This is a genomic window from Streptomyces sp. NPDC054813 (genome assembly GCF_053611365.1).
Genome location: NZ_JBSHAF010000023.1, coordinates 94,361 through 110,844, shown reverse-complemented (window position 1 = coordinate 110,844; position 16,484 = coordinate 94,361). Strand labels below are relative to the sequence as shown.

Genomic DNA, 16,484 nt, shown 5'->3' with positions numbered 1-16,484 from the left:
GCGCCGGGGCGGCCGGTGCTCCGGCCGCCGCGCCGTCGGCGGCGGTGCGCGCTCACACCCGGGGAGTTCGGATCCGGTGTGCGAGCGGGCCACGGACGGATCCGGCGCGCGGGCTCCCCGGGCCATGGACGGTTCCGGTGTGCGGGCCTGCCGGGCCTCGGACGGGCCCAGCGGTCCGGCACACCGGTTACGCCCGAACGGCGCTGAGCATGCCGACGACGGCTACGAACGAGGCGACCGCGAGGGCCCGGTTCCTGAAGAGGTCCAGGCCCCGCAGCGGAGAAGGGGGTCACCCCTCGGCGGGCGTCCAGGCCGCGACCAGGTCCAGCAGGCCGGGGAAGCGCGCGTTCAGGTCGTCGATGCGGACGTGACTGCGGCGCTCCAGGCCGTACTGGCGCTGCCGGGTGACCCCGGCCTCGCGCAGGGCCTTGAAGTGGTGGGTCAGCGAGGACTTGGGGCGGTCGAAGCCGAACCACCCGCAGGTGTGGTCGTACCGCTCGGAATCCAGCAGCAGCTTCTGCACGATCCGCAGCCGCAGCGGGTCGCTCAGCGCCCCCAGCACCGTCTCCAGGCGCAGTTCCGCCACCGCGGGTTCGGGCAGCGGCTCGGGCAGGTCCGCGGGCTGCGGCAGCACCTTGAAGTCCGGCACCCGTACGGACGCCGGACGCGCCGTGGAAGGCATGGGCGACTCCTCATGACCCGAATCCCTTTGTACGACTCCAATCGTACTGCATGCTATGTTCGAGAAAACTCGTACTGCAGCAGGGGGCACCTGTCATGTCGGAGAGTCGAACCGCGCCCGCGAAGGCGGGAGGTGAGCGGGAGGCCGCTACCGGCGAGCCTTCGGGGCCGGCCGCCTCCCCCGCTCCCACCTGGTGGATATGGCTGGCCGCCTGGCCGGTGACGGCGGTCTTCGTCCTGTCCAACGCGGCGACGCCGCTGTACGTGATGTGGCAGCGTGAGATCGGGTTCTCGAAGGGGACCCTGACCGTGATCTTCGCCTGCTACATCGTCGGCCTGCTCGGGTCACTGCTCGTCTCCGGCGTGGTCTCCGACCGGCTCGGCCGCAAGACGGTGCTGCTGCCCGCCCTCGGGCTGGCGCTGGCCGCCTGTGTCATCTTCGCGACCGCGTCCGGTGTGGCCGCGCTGATCGTGGCCCGGCTGTTCACCGGGATCGCCGTCGGCGCGGTGGTCTCCGCGGGCATGGCGGCCGTGACGGACGTGGCCGGCCGGGAACGCAAGCGGCTCGCGGCCCTGCTCGCCTCCTGCGCGATGGTCTTCGGGGCCGGCCTCGGTCCGCTCCTCGCGGGCGTCCTGTCCGAGACCCTGCCCGGTCCCACCGTCACCGTCTTCGCGGTGGAGACGGTACTGCTCGCCACCGCGATCCTCGCCGTGCTGCGCATGCCGGTGCGCCGCCCGGCCGCACGTGCCCAGGGCGCCTGGTTCCGGGTACCCGGCGTCCCGCACGGCAACGGCCGGCAACTCGCCCTCGGCATCGCGGTGTTCGCGCCCGGCATCACCGCGACGTCCTTCGTGCTCTCGCTCGGCCCCTCGCTGCTGTCCGGCCTGCTCGGCACCACCAGCCGGATCGTCGCCGGGGCCATGGCGTTCGCGATGTTCCTGGCCGCCACCGGGGTGCAGTTCGCCGTGCAGAGGCTGCCCCTGCACACCATCCTCACCGCCGGAGCCGTCAGCACCACGCTCAGCATGGTCGCGCTCGCCACCGCCGTGCACACCTCGGCGGTCGCCGTGCTGATCGCCGCCGCGCTGCTGGCCGGCGCCGGCCAGGGCATGGGACAGCTCGGCGGGCTCTCCCTGCTCAACCACAGCGTCCCGGCCCAGCGGCTCGCCGAGGCCAACGCCGCGCTCAACGTGGGCGGTTACGTCCCGGCGGGCCTGCTGCCGGTCTCGGCCGGCTACCTCAGCGACGCCGTCGGGCTGACCAACGGCACCACCGTGTTCGCCGTCGTCCTGACGACCCTCGCCGTCATCGGCGGCCTGGTGGTCCTCGCCTCCCGACGCCGGACGGCCGAGCCCGGCTGACCGGCCGACGCACCGCGGCGGTCGCCGTGGCGCACCACCCGCACGCCGGACACCGACCCGCACGCACGGATCGCCGCAGACCCTCCCCGGGTCGCCGGCTCGGCGACCCGGGTCTCCTGATCCAGCGCTGTCTCAGCTCTCGTCGGCGGTCAGCCGCAGCGAGATCGAGTTGATGCAGTACCGCTGGTCGGTCGGGGTCGCATACCCCTCACCCTCGAAGACGTGCCCGAGGTGCGAGCCGCACCGCGCACAGCGCACCTCGGTGCGGACCATCCCGTGCGTACGGTCCTCGATCAGCTCGACCGCGTCGGTGTTCTTCGGGTCGTAGAAGGACGGCCACCCGCAGTGGGACTCGAACTTCGTGGTGGAGGTGAACAGCTCCGCACCGCAGGCGCGACAGGAGTACACGCCCTTGGTCTTGGTGTCGGTGTACTCACCGGTGAAGGCCGGCTCGGTGGCCGCCTGACGCAGCACGGCGTACTCGGCCGGCGTCAGCTCCGACCGCCACTGCTCGTCCGGCTTGTCGACGTCGTACGACATGACTCTCAGCCCCTTACTTCGCCAGGCGTTCCAGGATCTTCGGGCCCAGGTCGGTCACATCTCCCGCGCCCATGGTGAGAACCAGATCACCGGGCCTCGTCATTCCCGCGACCACGGCGGGGACCTCGTCCTTGTCGTGGACGGCGGTGACGTCGGCGCCCGCGGCCCGTGCCGCCTCGATGATCAGCTCGCTGGTGACACCGGGGATCGGGTCCTCGCGGGCCGGGTAGATGTCCAGGACCACCGACGCGTCCGCGAGGGCCAGCGCGTCGCCCATCTCCTTGCCCAGCTCCTGGGTACGGGAGAAAAGGTGCGGCTGGAAGACGACCAGGATCCGGGCGTCCCCGGCGGCGGCGCGCATGGCCTCCAGGTCGGCGGTCATCTCGGTGGGGTGGTGGGCGTAGGAGTCGATCACCTGGACGCCGGCCGCCTCGCCCTTGAGCTGGAGGCGGCGCTTGACGCCCGTGTACGCGGCGAGCGCGGGCGCCAGCTCGGCGGCCGGGACCCCGAGGGCCACGCCCGCGGCGAGCGCGGCGACGGCGTTGTGCGCGTAGTGCCGGCCGGGCACGGAGACCGTGAAGGTCAGCTCGGTCCCGTCCAGCGCGACGGTGACCTCGCTCTTCAGCCCCTGCGGTACGACGGACAGCACCCGCACATCGGCATCGGCGGCGTCGCCGTAGGTCACCGTCCGGACCTTGCCGGCCAGCCGCCGGGTCAGCTCGCGCGCGCCCTCGTGATCGGCGTTGACCACCAGCGTGCCACCGGGCACGATCCGGCCCGCGAAGGTCTCGAAGGACTCGTAGATCTCTTCCATCGAGGCGTAGTTGGCGTGGTGGTCGAGCTCCACGTTGAGGACGATGGCGACCTCGGGCGCGTACTTGTGGAAGCTGCGGTCCGATTCGTCCGCCTCGGCGACGAAGATCTCACCCTCGCCGTGCAGGGCGTTGGAGCCGGGGGCGTCCAGGTCGCCGCCGATGGCGTACGACGGCTCGCGGCCCAGCTCGGTCAGCGAGACGGCCAGCATCGAGGTGGTCGTGGTCTTGCCGTGGGTGCCCGCGACGGCGATCGACCGCGCGCCGTCCATCAGGGCGGCGAGGGCGTCCGAGCGGTGCACCACGGGGATGCCCAGTTCGGCCGCGCGCGCCAGCTCGGGGTTGTCCTGGCGGATCGCCGACGACACGACGACACAGCTGGCGTCGTCGGCCAGGTGCCCGGCCGCGTGCCCGATGTGCACGGTGACGCCCAGCGCCCGCAGCGCCTCGACGGTGGCCGACTCCTTGGCGTCGCTTCCGGCCACCTGGGCCCCACGCTGGGCGAGGATCTTGGCGATCCCCGACATCCCGGCGCCGCCGATCCCGATGAAGTGCGGTCGCTCCATGGCGGAAGGAAGGCCGGGTGCCATGTGTTTCTCCCAGAGACGGTGACGTGCGAAAGCGGCCCTAGCCTATGCGCTCGGGCACCGGGTGCCGTGCAACGGGCACGAGCATCAGCGCCCCTTCAGGGGCGCGGGGCCGTCTCGATGTGCGGCTACCGCCGGATGGGCGCGACCAGCCACAACGCGCCCCCGGCCTTCGACGCACGCACTACCCACGGCGCCTAGGCCTTGCTGTGCGAGAACAGCTTCAGCACCGGTACGCCCACCTTGTGCCGCGCACGCGACGCCCAGTCCCGGTGGAAGAACTCCTCCACATAGTGCGGATCGGTCAGCACGATCACCTCGTCCGCACCGACCTCTCCCACCACCGTCTTCAGCGCGTCCAGCGGGTGGTCCTCGACCATCCGCCCGTCCGCCGTGCTCCCCGCCGCCCGCAGGGCCGCCAGGGAGACGTCCAGCGCCTGTTCGGCCGGTCCCTTCGCCGCGTCCCCCTCCGGCGTCTCCCGCTCGCGCGCGGCTTCGTCCAGTTCGCCGAGCGCGATGTCGTCGATGGCCCGCAGCAGACGGTCCGCCTGGTCGCCGCGCGGCTGGAGCAACACATGGAAGGAGACCTGCTCGTCCCCGTGCAAGGTGGTGACGAACTCCACGTCGGCGGACGTCAGGGCCTTCTCGATCATCAGAACGCTTGTGAACACCAGGCGCCTCTTCTCCTGAGAGGGCCGCTCGGACCCTCTGTCCTCCCTGGGGCCTAGACAGCCCTGCGGAAACCATCCTGCCCCGTGATCGCACGGGTACTGCCGGATTCAGTGTGCCCGCAGGAAGCTAAGCGGAACGGTAGATTCCGCCGAATTCAGGACCGCCGGTAGCGGCTGAACAGGAATCCGGCCTCCTCCAGCAAGGACACTAGTTCGAAACGTCTGGGCACATCGACACCGGGGCCCCCGGAAATGCGCTGCGCCGCCCCCGCCGTGAGCATCGGGGACGTCGTCAGGCACAGCTCGTCGAGGACATCGGCGGCGATGAACTGCCCGAGCAGCCGGGGTCCGCCCTCGGTGAGCAGCCGGGTGTGGCCGAGACCGGCGAGGGCACCGACCGCGCGGGCGGGGTCGACACCGACGCCGTCACCGGCGACCACCACCCGGGCGCCGGCCTGCTCGGCGGCGGCGACGCGGTCGGGGGCGGCCGCCGCGCCGGTGAGGACCAGGGTGGGGACGAGGGGCGAGGTGAACAGCGGGAGCGAGAAGTCGAGGTCCAGGCTCGCGGTGACGACGGCCACCGCGGGGGCCGCGCTCTGCCCCGCCGCCGCCCGGGCCCCGGCGAACTCCGCACGCGCGCGGGCCGGCCGGTACCCCTCCTGCCGTACCGTTTCCGCTCCGACGACCACGACGTCCGCGAGCGCCCGCAGGGTGCCGAAGATCCGCATGTCGGTGTCGCTGGAGAGGGGCTGCGACCGTCCGTCGTGCTGGGCGGCGCCGTCGAGCGTGGACACCATGTTGGCCCGCAGCCAGACCTCTCGCCCAGCGGGATAGCCGTAGGCGAGCGCAAGCTCGGCGAGACTCCACTCCCCCTCGGCCGGTCCGCCGGAGGCCGGGGCCGCTGTCTCTTCGGTCACAGGGAACAGGCGTCGCATGTCGTGCAGTGTGGCACGGCAACTACCATGGACAACCGTGTCGTCTTCTCCCGCCGCTTCCGAGGTCAGCCCCATAGCCGACGCGGCCCCGCTGTCCCTCTGCGCCCGCTCGCCGCACGTCCCCGCGGACCGGCTGGTCGCCGAGATGGTGCCGCCGCCCCGCTTCGACTCGGTCCGCTTCACGACCTACATACCGGACCCGAACCAGCCGAGCCAGACCGAGGCCGTACGCGTCCTCGAGGGCTTCGCGGCCGGTCTCGGCGGAGCCCACGCGGCGGCCGGCGGCAAGCGCGGCTTCTTCGGCTTCGGGAAGGCCAGGGCACCGAAGATTCCGGCCGGACCCCGCGGGGTCTACCTCGACGGCGGGTACGGCGTCGGCAAGACCCACCTGCTCGCCTCGCTCTGGCACGCCACCCCGGCCGAGCCCGCGCTGAAGGCGTTCGGCACCTTCGTGGAGCTGACCAACCTGGTCGGCGCGCTCGGCTTCCAGCAGACCGTGCAGACCCTCTCCGGCCACCGTCTGCTCTGCATCGACGAGTTCGAGCTGGACGACCCCGGCGACACGGTCCTGGTGTCGACGCTGCTGGGCCGCCTGGTCGACGCGGGTGTCGCGCTCGCCGCCACCTCCAACACCCTGCCGGGCAAGCTCGGCGAGGGCCGGTTTGCGGCGGCCGACTTCCTGCGGGAGATCCAGGGCCTGTCGGCCCACTTCCGCGCCCTGCGCATCGACGGCGAGGACTACCGCCACCGCGGCCTGCCCGAGGCGCCGGCGCCGTTCTCCGAGGAACTGGTGACCAAGGCGGCGTACGCCACCCAGGGCGCCTCGCTCGACGACTTCCCGCAGCTCCTGGACCACCTGGCCAAGGTGCACCCCAGCCGGTACGGCGCGCTGACCGACGACGTGACGGCGGTCTGCCTCACCGACGTGCGGCCGGTGCCGGACCAGTCGACCGCGCTGCGGCTGGTGGTCCTCGCGGACCGGCTCTACGACCGTGAGATCCCGGTCCTGGCCTCCGGACTGCCGTTCGACAGGCTGTTCAGCGAGGAGATGCTGAACGGCGGCTACCGGAAGAAGTACTTCCGCGCGATTTCCCGGCTCACCGCCCTGGCCCGGGACGCCAAGGAGCTCGTCGCCGCCGGGTAGACCCCCTCTATTCGATCAAGATCGCCGGGTCAAGAGCTCGATCGAGCCACCGCACCGGCATTTTCCACGCTCTCTTCGGTTCGCAACACCGAGTTAACCCTGCAAACGACTTTGCAGGGTTAACGTGTTTCTTGACCAACCATTGACCTGTGCTTGGTGCACACAAGAGGCGCGAACTGCTGCGAGGGGGGCTCATGTTCCGTGGTACGACGGCCCGGGCCGTGTTCTCGCTCCTGGCCGCCGCCCTGCTCGCCGTCCAGTTCTTCGCGCCCGCGGCAACATTCGCAGCCGCGCACACAGCCAGTCATGTAGAGGCCAAGGCCCAGCCCGGTCCGCAGCCCTCGACGAAGTTCGTGCGCGACGGCTCGCACACCCTCCGCGACCACGGCCTGTGCGGGGAGCCCCCCAGCCCGCCGCAGAGCGCCGACCGCCATCGCACCGCCACCGCCGGCTGGGCCGACGACCGTCCGCCCACCGCCCGGCACACCGAGGCGATACCGGCCTCGGCGGCCCCCGCGGCCCGCCATCAACGCACGCCAAGAGCGTCCAGAGCCCACTCGCCGGCCGCCCTTCAGGTCTTCCGCTGCTGAGCGAAGGGTTCCGCCCCCGCTCGTCACCCCCCACAACCGTCGTGCAAGGCCGACGCGCCGTTCCGGCGCGCCAGGAGGAGTCCACACATCATGCAGCCCCTCATCGACAACGCCCGTACGTTCGGACAGCGCCCTGAGGAGTTCGCCAAGCTCGCCGCAGGCCAGTCCCCGCAGGTGCTGTTCATCACCTGCTCCGACTCCCGGGTCGTCCCGGCCCTGATCACCGGCGCCCGCCCGGGCGAGCTCTTCGAGCTGCGCACCGCGGGCAACATCGTCCCCCCGTACGCCTCGGAGCACCCCACCAGCGAGGCGGCCACCATCGAATACGCCGTGGAGGTGCTCGGCGTCCGCGACATCGTCGTCTGCGGGCACTCGCACTGCGGCGCCGTCGGCGCGCTGGTGCGCGGCGACGACCTGACCGCCGTACCCGCCGTACGGGACTGGCTGGCCCGTGCCGAGCCGCGCCCGACCGGGGCCGTCGAGGACCCGGCCGTCGCCGAGGGCGTGCAGAGCCATGTGCTCGCCCAGCTGCTGCGGCTGCGCTCCTACCCGTTCATCGACAGGAAGCTGGCGCAGGGCGAACTGACCCTGCGCGGCTGGTACTACGAGGTCCACACCGGTGCCGTGCGCGAACACCGCGCCGACACCGACGCGTTCGAGACCCTGTGAGCGTCGCGATGACCAAGTTCCCTTACATAAAGCAGGACTTCACCGCCTCTCTCGTCGTCTTCCTGGTCGCGCTCCCGCTGTGCGTGGGCGTGGCCGTCGCCTCCGGTGTGCCGGCCGAACTCGGCCTGGTCACCGGCATCGTGGGCGGTCTCGTCACCGGGATGCTGCGGGGCAGCAGCCTTCAGGTTTCGGGGCCGGCCGCCGGTCTGACCGTACTCGTCTTCGAGGCGGTGCAGGAGTTCGGGCTGCCGGTGCTCGGTGTGATCGTGCTCGTCACCGGCGTGCTCCAGATCGCCATGGGTGTGCTGAGGCTGGGCCGCTGGTTCCGGGCCATCTCGGTCTCCGTGGTCGAGGGCATGCTGGCCGGAATCGGTCTGGTCCTGATCGCCGGTCAGCTGTATCCGGCGCTCGCCGCCAAGGCCCCCGAGTCGGGGCCCGGGAAGATAGCCGGACTGCCCGGGGCGTTCGCGGACGCCCTCGGGGACGGGGAGGCGCTGGCCTCGCTCGCCCTCGGCGCGGGCACCGTCGCGGTCCTGGTGCTGTGGAAGTACCTCCCGGGGAAGGTGCGCACGGTTCCGGGCCCCCTGGCCGCCGTCGGTCTCGCCACCCTGGCCGCGTTCCTGCTGAGCCTCCCGGTCGCCACCGTGGAGGTGCACGGGCTGCTGGGCTCCGTCCAGCCGCCGCCGCTGAGCGCCTTCGGCGAACTGGCGGGCTTCGGCGTGCTCGGCACGATCGTCGCGTTCACGCTGATCGCGTCCGCCGAGTCGCTGTTCAGCGCGGCGGCCGTGGACCGGCTGCACAACGGTCCGCGCACCAAGTACAACCAGGAGCTGATCGCCCAGGGCGCGGGCAACGCGCTCTGCGGAGTGCTCGGCGCGCTGCCGATGACCGCGGTGATCGTGCGCAGCGCGGCCAATGTGCAGGCGGGTGCCCGGACGAAGGCGTCCCGGGTGCTGCACGGCGTCTGGCTGCTGCTGTTCGCCGCGCTGCTGCCGGGAGTCCTCGGCCACATACCGATCCCGGCGCTCGCCGGAATCCTGGTCCACTCGGGCGCCAAGCTCATCCCCGTGCGGGCGCTGGCCGTCCTCTGGCGCGAGCACCGGGGCGAGGCGCTGATCCTGGTCGTCACCGCGGTGTCGATCGTCGCGGTCAGCATGTTCGAGGGCGTGCTCATCGGACTGGCCCTGTCGATCGTCAAGACCGCGTGGGAGGCCTCGCACATCAAGCTGGAGGTGGTCGACAAGGGCGCGGGCCCGATCGACGCGCACCTGTCGGGCAACGCGACCTTCCTGCGGCTACCCAAGATCCTCGACAGTCTGGAGGCGCTGCCCCAGGACCGCGCGATCCGGGTGGACCTGTCCGGGCTGCACCATCTCGACCACGCCTGCCGGACCGCGCTGGAGGGCTGGGCCGAGCGGCACAGCGACGCCGGCACCGAGCCGGTGAAGGTCACGGCCGTCTCGGCCGGGACCACCCGGGTCACGGCCGTCTGAACCGACGGCCGCTCCCGGCGACCGTGGCCCCGAACGGCCCGCCGGGCATATCGTTGCAGCATCAGACATAACGGGCCTCTCTGGCTGGAGGTCATGATGGTTCAGGAGCTGCTGGTCTCGGTGGTGGCGGCGCTCTGCGTCGGTGCGCTGTACCTGGCCGCGGGGGCGCGGGTTGTCAAGCAGTACGAACAGGGTGTGCTGTTCCGGCTCGGCCGGGTCAGCGGTGGCGTACGACAGCCCGGATTCAATCTGGTGATCCCGTTCGCGGACCGGCTGCACAAGGTCAACATGCAGATCGTCACGCTGCCGGTCCCCGCCCAGGAGGGCATCACCCGCGACAACGTCACCGTGCGCGTGGACGCGGTCGTCTACTTCCGGGTGGTCGACGCGGTCAGCGCGCTGGTCAAGGTCGAGGACTACAAGTTCGCCGTCTCGCAGATGGCCCAGACCTCGCTGCGGTCCATCATCGGCAAGAGCGACCTGGACGACCTGCTCTCCAACCGGGAGCAGCTCAACCAGGGGCTGGAGCTGATGATCGACAGCCCGGCCGTGGGCTGGGGCGTTCAGGTGGACCGGGTCGAGATCAAGGACGTCTCGCTGCCGGACACGATGAAGCGCTCGATGGCCCGCCAGGCCGAGGCCGACCGGGAGCGCCGGGCCCGGATCATCAACGCCGACGCCGAGTTCCAGGCCTCGAAGAAGCTGGCCGAGGCGGCCCAGCAGATGGAGAAGACCCCGACAGCCCTCCAGCTGCGGCTGCTCCAGACGATCGTGGCGGTGGCGGCCGAGAAGAACTCCACCCTGGTGCTGCCCTTCCCGGTGGAGCTGCTGCGCTTCCTGGAGCGGGCCCAGCAGCCCGCGCCGAACGGCAGCGCACCGCACGTTCCCCCCGATCTCGCCGGGCTCGCCGAACTCTCGGAACCCTCGGCGCCAGGAGCGGTTGCTGAGGACACCTTGAGGGGACAGCCGCCGCCCGGGTGACCCCGGCGGCCCCGGCGCCGCGCCACCCAGAAAAACCGGACAATCCGACCTACGTTCATAGGGTGATCCGATCAGTACGCCGTCTTACCGGTATGACCGTCGCCTGCGTCGCCCTGAGCGCCGCGCTCGCGGCCTGCGGCACCGCCCAGGCCCCTCACGCCGGCCACCCGGCCCCTGCCCACCCGGCCCCCGCCCGGCCGGCCCCCGCCGCCAAGCCGCCCACGCTCCCCGCGGGACCCGGCGGCCTGGCGCCCGTCTTCTCCAACGGTCCGCGCACCCTGGGCAAGACCGTCGCCCTGACCTTCGACGCCGACATGACCGCCGACCAGGGGCCCCGCGCGGCCGCCGGCGAGCACTTCGACAACCCCGCGCTGATCGCGACCCTGCGCCGGCTGAAGGTGCCGGCCACGGTCTTCATGACCGGCCGCTGGGCCGACGAGTACCCGGACCAGGCCCGCTCCCTCGGCCGCGACCCGCAGTTCGAGGTCGCCAACCACTCCTACAGCCACTACGCGTTCACCGGCGACTGCTACGGCCTGCCGACCGTCTCCGCCGTGAACATGAAGTCGGACGTGGAGCGCGCCTACGCCGCACTGCTCAGGGCGGGAGTGCCGCATCCGATGCCGTACTTCCGCTTCCCCGGCGGCTGTTACGACCAGCAGGCACTGCGCGCGGTCGGCTCGCTCGGGGTCACCGCGGTGCAGTGGGACGTGGTGAGCGGCGACGCGTTCGCGACCGACGCCGACGCCGTGACCAAGCAGGTGCTGGACGGGGTGAAGCCCGGCTCCGTGGTCGTCATGCACTGCACGCGCAGCGCCGCCCCGACCACCGAGCGGGTGGTCCGCAGTGTGGTACCGGAGCTGCGCAAGCGGGGCTTCCGGTTCGTGAAGGTGTCCGAGCTGATCGGGGAGACGCCCGGTCATCGCTGACCGTCCTACGCTGGAGACATGAGTGACGAGGACCACCGCACGATCTCCGAGGCCGTGAAGCCGCCGACGACGGACGGTCCGCCGTACGCAGAGTGCGTCCTGTGCCGGGAGCCGACCGAGTACCCGGAGTCGTACAAGGGCATCACGATGTGTCCTGTCTGCGAGTGGCAGGAGGCGCAGCGGACCGCCTGCTCAGGATGAGCGGCGGCCGTTGAGCACGCAGGCCACGGTGAAGGCCGCGGCGGTGAGCAGGGCCGCCGCGGCCAGGGGCAGGGGTGACACCGGGACCCGGCCGGACTCCGAACCGGAGACCAGATTGCTGACCGCCGCATGCGCCGGGGAGCCCGCGACCACCACCGCGAGCAGCGCGGCGAGCAGCATCGTGGGCACCGCCCGGCCCGGCGAGCGCAGCAGCGGCCGGTTGGTGAGCGCGCCGACGGCACTGCCGAGCAGCGCGCAGGCGAGGGTCGCGAACAGACCGGCGGCTCCGGCCCCCAGGGGTGGTACGGCGAGCCGGTGGTCGTTGGTGGCGTGCCGGCTGATCACCGTCACGATCAGGGTCGCCGCCGTGCCGAGCAGCGCGGCGGCGGCGAGGGCGGTGAGCAGGGCGGCCAGATGGGCCCTGGCCGGCCCCCGCGCCGCCGTGACACAGGCGCGGGCGGCCGACGGTTCGCCCGTGACACAGATCCGTACCAGCCAGGCGGCCACCGGCAGCAGCGCCGCGGCCGTGTAGCCGAGCGAGTCCAGCACCGGCTGACCACTCTGCACACCCACGCCCAGGAACACGGCGTACAGGATCACCGGTGGCAGCCAGCGCTGGGAGCGCAGGAGGAGTGCGGTCTGGTAGCGCAGGAGTGCGGTCATGGGCGGGCTTTCTCGTCCGGTGGGACGTCCGAGGGGCTGACGGTGACCACGTGCCACGGCGGGTGGGCCGTGAGAAGGGCACGCAGCACCACGTCCGAGTGGGACGCGGGAACCGTAAGACGGTAGGTGCCGGGGGCCGGTTCCTCGGCGGAGGCAGCCGTGCGGGTCGCTTCGGCGGGGAGGCGGCCGCCGGCGGGGCCCCGGACGGTGACGACGGTGTGCGGGCCCACGGGTGAGGTCACCTGTGCGGCACGGGGTCTGAGGGTGCCGTCGACGACCTGGTAGGTCGCGTCGGGCGCGCCCGCGAGGCGCCGGGGATCGTGATCGACGAACACGACGGCACCCCCGGCCGCGGTCCGCTCGGCGACGGCCCGCTCCAGCTCCGCGCGGGCTTCGGCGTCCAGGCCGGTCCAGGCCTCGTCGAGGACGAGCAGCCGGGGGTCGGCGAGCAGGGCCTGGGCGACCGCGACCTTCTGGCTGGTGCCCTTGGAGAGCTGCGCCATGGGTGTGGCCGCGTAGGCCGCGGCGCCGAACCGCTCCAGCCAGTCCGCTGCGCGGGCGGCGGCCGACCTGCGGGAGAGGCCGTGGACGGTGCCGAGATGGGTGAGGTAGCCGGAGGGGGTGAAGGGGAGGGCCGAGGGGAAGCGCTCGGGCACGTACGCGGTGCGGGGGCGGCCGGTGACACGGCCCTCGGTGGGGGTGTCTATGCCGGCGACGATGCGAAGCAGGGTGGACTTGCCGGTGCCGTTCGCTCCTTCCACGCGGGTGAGGGTGCCGGGGGCGATGGTGAGGTCGATGCCTCGTAACACCCAGGGGCCACGTATGCCGTAGCGGCGGCCTACGCGGGCCAGTTCAAGATCACGGTGCATGCTGACATTGTCGTGCGGGATCGGCGTGGTGAGTTTCGGTCGGGTGCGGTCCGCGGGCACGTGGGGGCCGTTCGCGCAGTTCCCCGCGCCCCTTATAGGTTGACTGGTGTGACAGAAGTTCCCACGCGCCCCAGCGACAGTCCCTTCCAGTCGGAGCCCACCAGGCGTGACGAGGCACCTCAATTCGTGTTGCCGCTCGTCGTGCGGATCGAAAAGGCCGATCCGCCCGCCCGCACCGACGCTCTCGAGACCGCCGCGCGGGCCGTGCTGAGCATGCTCGGTGATCCGCGGGCGCTTGGGGACGGGGAGTGGGCTCAGGCCGTTCGGGACTGGGAGGACGCTCGGATCCGCAAGGTCGTGCGGCGGGCCCGGGGGGCCGAGTGGCGGCGGGCCGGGGAGCTGCCCGGGATCACTCTCATGGGCAAGTCCGCCGAGGTACGGGTGTTTCCGCCGGTTCCCCTGGACGGGTGGCCCAAGGAGCTGGCGAAGTTGCAGGTGTCCGGGACGGAGCTGGACGATCCCGAGCCGCCCGCCGACGCCGACCGGGCGCAGGCCGTGCTGTGGCTGAACCCGGATCTGGAGATGTCGGCGGGGAAGGCGATGGCGCAGGCCGGTCACGGGGCCCAACTGGCCTGGTGGGCGCTGCCGGAGGAGGAGCGGGAGGCCTGGCGCGAGGCCGGGTTCCCGCTCGCCGTGCGGACCGCCGAGCCGGCCGAGTGGCGTGAACTGACGGACAGCGGACTACCGTTGGTGCGGGACGCCGGGTTCACCGAGATCGCACCGGGCAGTTGCACCGTGGTCGCGGACCATCCCGCACTTCGCTGACCTGGAATTTTTTAAAAACCCTGACGAACTTTGCCGTTTGTTTGAACACCGCAGCCATCACACCCGTACGTCCGGTCACTGAACCAGCGACATGGGGAGGCATCCCTTGCGGCGTTCCAACGGTACGGCCATGATCCTGGCGGCCCTCGCCGCCACGATCGGCGTGCTCGCCTATCCCGTGTGGTCGTACGCCGACCGCTCCGGCACCGGGCAGGCGAACCTGGCGGCGGGGACGGTGGCCACCCAGTGGGGTCCGCTGTCCGCCTCGGACCGCGATCTGATCGTGCGGGTCCGGCTGGCCGGGCTCTGGGAGCTGCCGGCCGGGCAGCAGGCCATCCAGCGTGCGCCGAGCGCGGAGATCAAGGAGGCCGGGGACCATCTGATCGTCGGCCACACCGACCTGGACCGGCGGGTCCGGATCATCGCGGCACAGCTGGGCGTCGAGCTGCCCAACGTGCCCAACGAGCAGCAGCAGGGCTGGCTCCAGGAGATGTCGTCGGCGACCGGCGCGGAGTACGAGTACAAGTTCGTGAACCTGCTGCGCGCCGCGCACGGCAAGATCTTCCCGGCGATCGGGACGGTACGGAACACCACCCGCAACAGCCTGGTGCGGCAGCTGGCCTCGGACGCCAACCAGACCGTGCTGGACCACATCACGATCCTGGAGAAGACCGGGAAGGTCGACTTCGAGGCGATCGCCAACGAGATCGCCAACTCCACCACGGCGAGCCCGACCGGTCCGGCGGTGCCGGCACCGGGGGTGGTGGTGCCCTCCGCTCCGGCCGCGCAGGCCAGCGGCGACGTGCGGGTCACGTCGCGGCCCTCGCCCGCCGCGCCGGGCACGGTGAACACCGCACGCCCGGACCCGGTGGACTCGCTGGGCGTGCTCGGCGGATAGCCGGTTCAGCTCCCCGGAGCGCGGACCCGAACCTCAAATGTTGCTCTGAAGCGGCAGGCAACGAGGTTGGCGGACGCGCTCCGGGGCCATACCCCCGTCATTCGGATGAGGAGGGGGCGGCCATGACCGTGGAGCGGCTGGGAACGGGCATCGGCTGGCGGCCGGAGATCGCGGACGCCGTGGAGCGCATGCCCGGCATCGACTGGGTCGAGGTCGTGGCCGAGAACACCTGCCCGGGTCACCTCCCCGAGTCGCTGCGGCGGCTGCGCGAGCGCGGGGTGACGGTCGTACCGCACGGTGTCTCCCTGGGCCTCGGCGGCGCGGACCGCCCGGAGGAGCACCGTCTCACGGCGCTCGCCGAGCGGGCGCAGGCGCTGGGCTCCCCTCTCGTCACCGAGCACATCGCGTTCGTCCGCGCGGGCGGCCCGCTGACGGCCTCCCCGCTACTGGAGGCAGGCCACCTGCTTCCCGTGCCGCGCACCCGGGACGCGCTCGACGTCCTCTGCGAGAACATCCGCATCGCGCAGGACTCGCTGCCCGTGCCGCTCGCCGTCGAGAACATCGCCGCGCTCATCTGCTGGCCCGGCGAGGAGATGACCGAGGGGCAGTTCCTGTACGACCTCGTCGACCGCACCGGGGTACGGCTGCTGATCGACGTGGCGAACCTGCACACCAACCGTGTCAACCGGGGCGAGGACCCGGCCAAGGCGCTCGCCGAACTCCCCGTCGAGGCCATCGCCTACGTCCATGTCGCGGGCGGCTTCGAGCGGGACGGCGTCTGGCACGACAGCCACGCCCACCCGGTACCCCCGGAGGTCCTGGACATCCTGACCGACCTCGCGTCCAGGGTCACGCCGCCGGGAGTGCTGCTGGAACGGGACGAGAACTTCCCCGACCCGGCCGAACTGGAGCGGGAGCTCGCGGCGATTCGCGGGGCGGTGGCGGCGGGGGGCGCTGACACCGGCCGCCGGTTCGACGCCTCGGCGCGGCCGACCCCGCCCGAGGTGACCGACGCCACCCGGCAACGCGTCGGGCTCGCACAGACCGCGGTGCTGTCGTCCCTGGTCGCGGGGACGCCCGTACCGGAGGGGTTCGACCGGGTGCGGATGGGGGTGCAGGCGCGGGCACTGGCGTCGAAGCGGGCGGACGTGGTGGCGAAGGTGGCCCCGGAACTGCCGGAGATCCTGGGCGAGGCTTATCGGCCGGCGTTTCTGGCGTATGCACAGGAGCGGCCGATGACCGGGGGTTACCGGCGGGACGCCCTGGACTTCACGGAGCGGTTGCTGAGCGACGGCCGAGCGGGAGACAGGACGTCCCGGCGCCGACTGCAACAGTGGTGGCGCGACCGAGCGGGCGCGACGCCCCGAGGGTCGGCTGCCCGAAGGGCGTTGCTGCGGCGGGGCTAGGGGCTTAGGGCGGGGGTGTCACTTACCGGCGTTGGCCAGGGTGCCGCATGGAAGTTCGGTCGGATGTCGGCTGCGGGCCGTGTGCGGCTGGTCGCGCAGTTCCCCGCGCCCCTGACGACGCGCTGTTCAGCCGTGTCCTGCACAGCCACGGAGCTGCATAGCCGCGGGCAGTCGTGCCGCTGGGGCGGCACGGGTGGGCGCGGCCGCCCCACCCACCCACAGCCGACA

At 72.0% G+C, this 16,484-nt stretch carries 18 protein-coding genes; 11 read left to right on the top strand and 7 right to left on the bottom strand.

Annotation, left to right across the window (positions count from 1 at the left end):
- Positions 1-289 precede the first annotated feature (289 nt).
- Positions 290-682, bottom strand: a complete 393-nt coding sequence (locus ACWGJB_RS36625) for an ArsR/SmtB family transcription factor (RefSeq protein WP_453384357.1) — start codon at positions 680-682, stop codon at positions 290-292.
- A 95-nt stretch (positions 683-777) separates the two neighbouring features.
- Between ACWGJB_RS36625 and ACWGJB_RS36620 the strand changes: the two genes are divergently transcribed.
- The gene (locus ACWGJB_RS36620) at positions 778-2,043 is read left to right on the top strand and encodes an MFS transporter (RefSeq protein WP_453384356.1); all 1,266 of its coding nucleotides are present in this window, start codon (positions 778-780) and stop codon (positions 2,041-2,043) included.
- A gap of 132 nt (positions 2,044-2,175) precedes the next feature.
- Here the strand turns inward: ACWGJB_RS36620 and msrB are convergent, their stop codons facing one another.
- The 4 genes from msrB to ACWGJB_RS36600 all read right to left on the bottom strand — a co-directional run bounded on the left by msrB (position 2,176) and on the right by ACWGJB_RS36600 (position 5,588).
- Positions 2,176-2,583 (bottom strand): peptide-methionine (R)-S-oxide reductase MsrB, encoded by a 408-nt coding sequence (gene msrB / locus ACWGJB_RS36615; RefSeq protein WP_453384355.1) that lies wholly within the window; start codon positions 2,581-2,583, stop codon positions 2,176-2,178.
- 13 nt (positions 2,584-2,596) lie between these two features.
- The gene (murC, locus tag ACWGJB_RS36610; protein WP_453384354.1) at positions 2,597-3,985 is read right to left on the bottom strand and encodes a UDP-N-acetylmuramate--L-alanine ligase; all 1,389 of its coding nucleotides are present in this window, start codon (positions 3,983-3,985) and stop codon (positions 2,597-2,599) included.
- 194 nt (positions 3,986-4,179) lie between these two features.
- The gene (locus ACWGJB_RS36605; RefSeq protein ID WP_453384423.1) at positions 4,180-4,635 is read right to left on the bottom strand and encodes an indole-3-glycerol phosphate synthase; all 456 of its coding nucleotides are present in this window, start codon (positions 4,633-4,635) and stop codon (positions 4,180-4,182) included.
- Positions 4,636-4,808: 173 nt separating this feature from the next.
- Entirely contained in the window at positions 4,809-5,588 is a 780-nt protein-coding gene (locus ACWGJB_RS36600; protein ID WP_453384353.1) for a pyrimidine reductase family protein, read from the bottom strand.
- A 37-nt stretch (positions 5,589-5,625) separates the two neighbouring features.
- Between ACWGJB_RS36600 and zapE the strand changes: the two genes are divergently transcribed.
- From zapE to ACWGJB_RS36565, 7 genes are all read left to right on the top strand, one after another.
- Positions 5,626-6,732 carry a cell division protein ZapE gene (gene zapE / locus ACWGJB_RS36595; protein ID WP_453384352.1) on the top strand — a complete coding sequence of 369 codons (1,107 nt, stop codon included), beginning with the start codon at positions 5,626-5,628 and terminating at the stop codon, positions 6,730-6,732.
- Positions 6,733-6,926: 194 nt separating this feature from the next.
- On the top strand, positions 6,927-7,322 hold the full coding sequence (locus ACWGJB_RS36590; RefSeq protein ID WP_453384351.1) for a hypothetical protein: 396 nt from the start codon (positions 6,927-6,929) through the stop codon (positions 7,320-7,322).
- 90 nt (positions 7,323-7,412) lie between these two features.
- The gene (locus ACWGJB_RS36585) at positions 7,413-7,991 is read left to right on the top strand and encodes a carbonic anhydrase (protein WP_453384350.1); all 579 of its coding nucleotides are present in this window, start codon (positions 7,413-7,415) and stop codon (positions 7,989-7,991) included.
- 8 nt (positions 7,992-7,999) lie between these two features.
- Positions 8,000-9,484, top strand: a complete 1,485-nt coding sequence (locus ACWGJB_RS36580) for a SulP family inorganic anion transporter (protein WP_453384349.1) — start codon at positions 8,000-8,002, stop codon at positions 9,482-9,484.
- 96 nt (positions 9,485-9,580) lie between these two features.
- On the top strand, positions 9,581-10,465 hold the full coding sequence (locus tag ACWGJB_RS36575; RefSeq protein ID WP_453384422.1) for a slipin family protein: 885 nt from the start codon (positions 9,581-9,583) through the stop codon (positions 10,463-10,465).
- 92 nt (positions 10,466-10,557) lie between these two features.
- Entirely contained in the window at positions 10,558-11,394 is an 837-nt protein-coding gene (locus ACWGJB_RS36570) for a polysaccharide deacetylase family protein (protein ID WP_453384348.1), read from the top strand.
- Between the two features lie 18 nt (positions 11,395-11,412).
- Positions 11,413-11,595 (top strand): hypothetical protein, encoded by a 183-nt coding sequence (locus tag ACWGJB_RS36565; RefSeq protein WP_453384347.1) that lies wholly within the window; start codon positions 11,413-11,415, stop codon positions 11,593-11,595.
- On the opposite strand, the gene ACWGJB_RS36560 is transcribed toward ACWGJB_RS36565, so the two are convergent.
- Both ACWGJB_RS36560 and ACWGJB_RS36555 read right to left on the bottom strand, forming a co-directional pair.
- Complete coding sequence (locus ACWGJB_RS36560) at positions 11,587-12,258, bottom strand: ABC transporter (protein WP_453384346.1); 672 nt, start codon at positions 12,256-12,258, stop codon at positions 11,587-11,589. The genes ACWGJB_RS36565 and ACWGJB_RS36560 overlap by 9 nt on opposite strands.
- Positions 12,255-13,127, bottom strand: coding sequence for an ABC transporter ATP-binding protein (locus ACWGJB_RS36555; RefSeq protein WP_453384345.1), 873 nt, complete (start codon positions 13,125-13,127; stop codon positions 12,255-12,257). The genes ACWGJB_RS36560 and ACWGJB_RS36555 overlap by 4 nt, the downstream gene beginning before the upstream one ends.
- Positions 13,128-13,226: 99 nt before the next feature.
- On the opposite strand from ACWGJB_RS36555, the gene ACWGJB_RS36550 reads away from it, so the two are divergent.
- The 3 genes from ACWGJB_RS36550 (at position 13,227) to ACWGJB_RS36540 (ending at position 16,256) form a co-directional block, all read left to right on the top strand.
- Positions 13,227-13,952: a peptidyl-tRNA hydrolase gene (locus tag ACWGJB_RS36550; RefSeq protein WP_453384344.1), complete on the top strand. Its 726-nt coding sequence runs from the start codon at positions 13,227-13,229 to the stop codon at positions 13,950-13,952.
- A 106-nt stretch (positions 13,953-14,058) separates the two neighbouring features.
- Positions 14,059-14,850, top strand: a complete 792-nt coding sequence (locus ACWGJB_RS36545) for a DUF4142 domain-containing protein (protein ID WP_453384343.1) — start codon at positions 14,059-14,061, stop codon at positions 14,848-14,850.
- 122 nt (positions 14,851-14,972) lie between these two features.
- On the top strand, positions 14,973-16,256 hold the full coding sequence (locus ACWGJB_RS36540; RefSeq protein WP_453384342.1) for a multinuclear nonheme iron-dependent oxidase: 1,284 nt from the start codon (positions 14,973-14,975) through the stop codon (positions 16,254-16,256).
- Positions 16,257-16,484 lie beyond the last annotated feature (228 nt).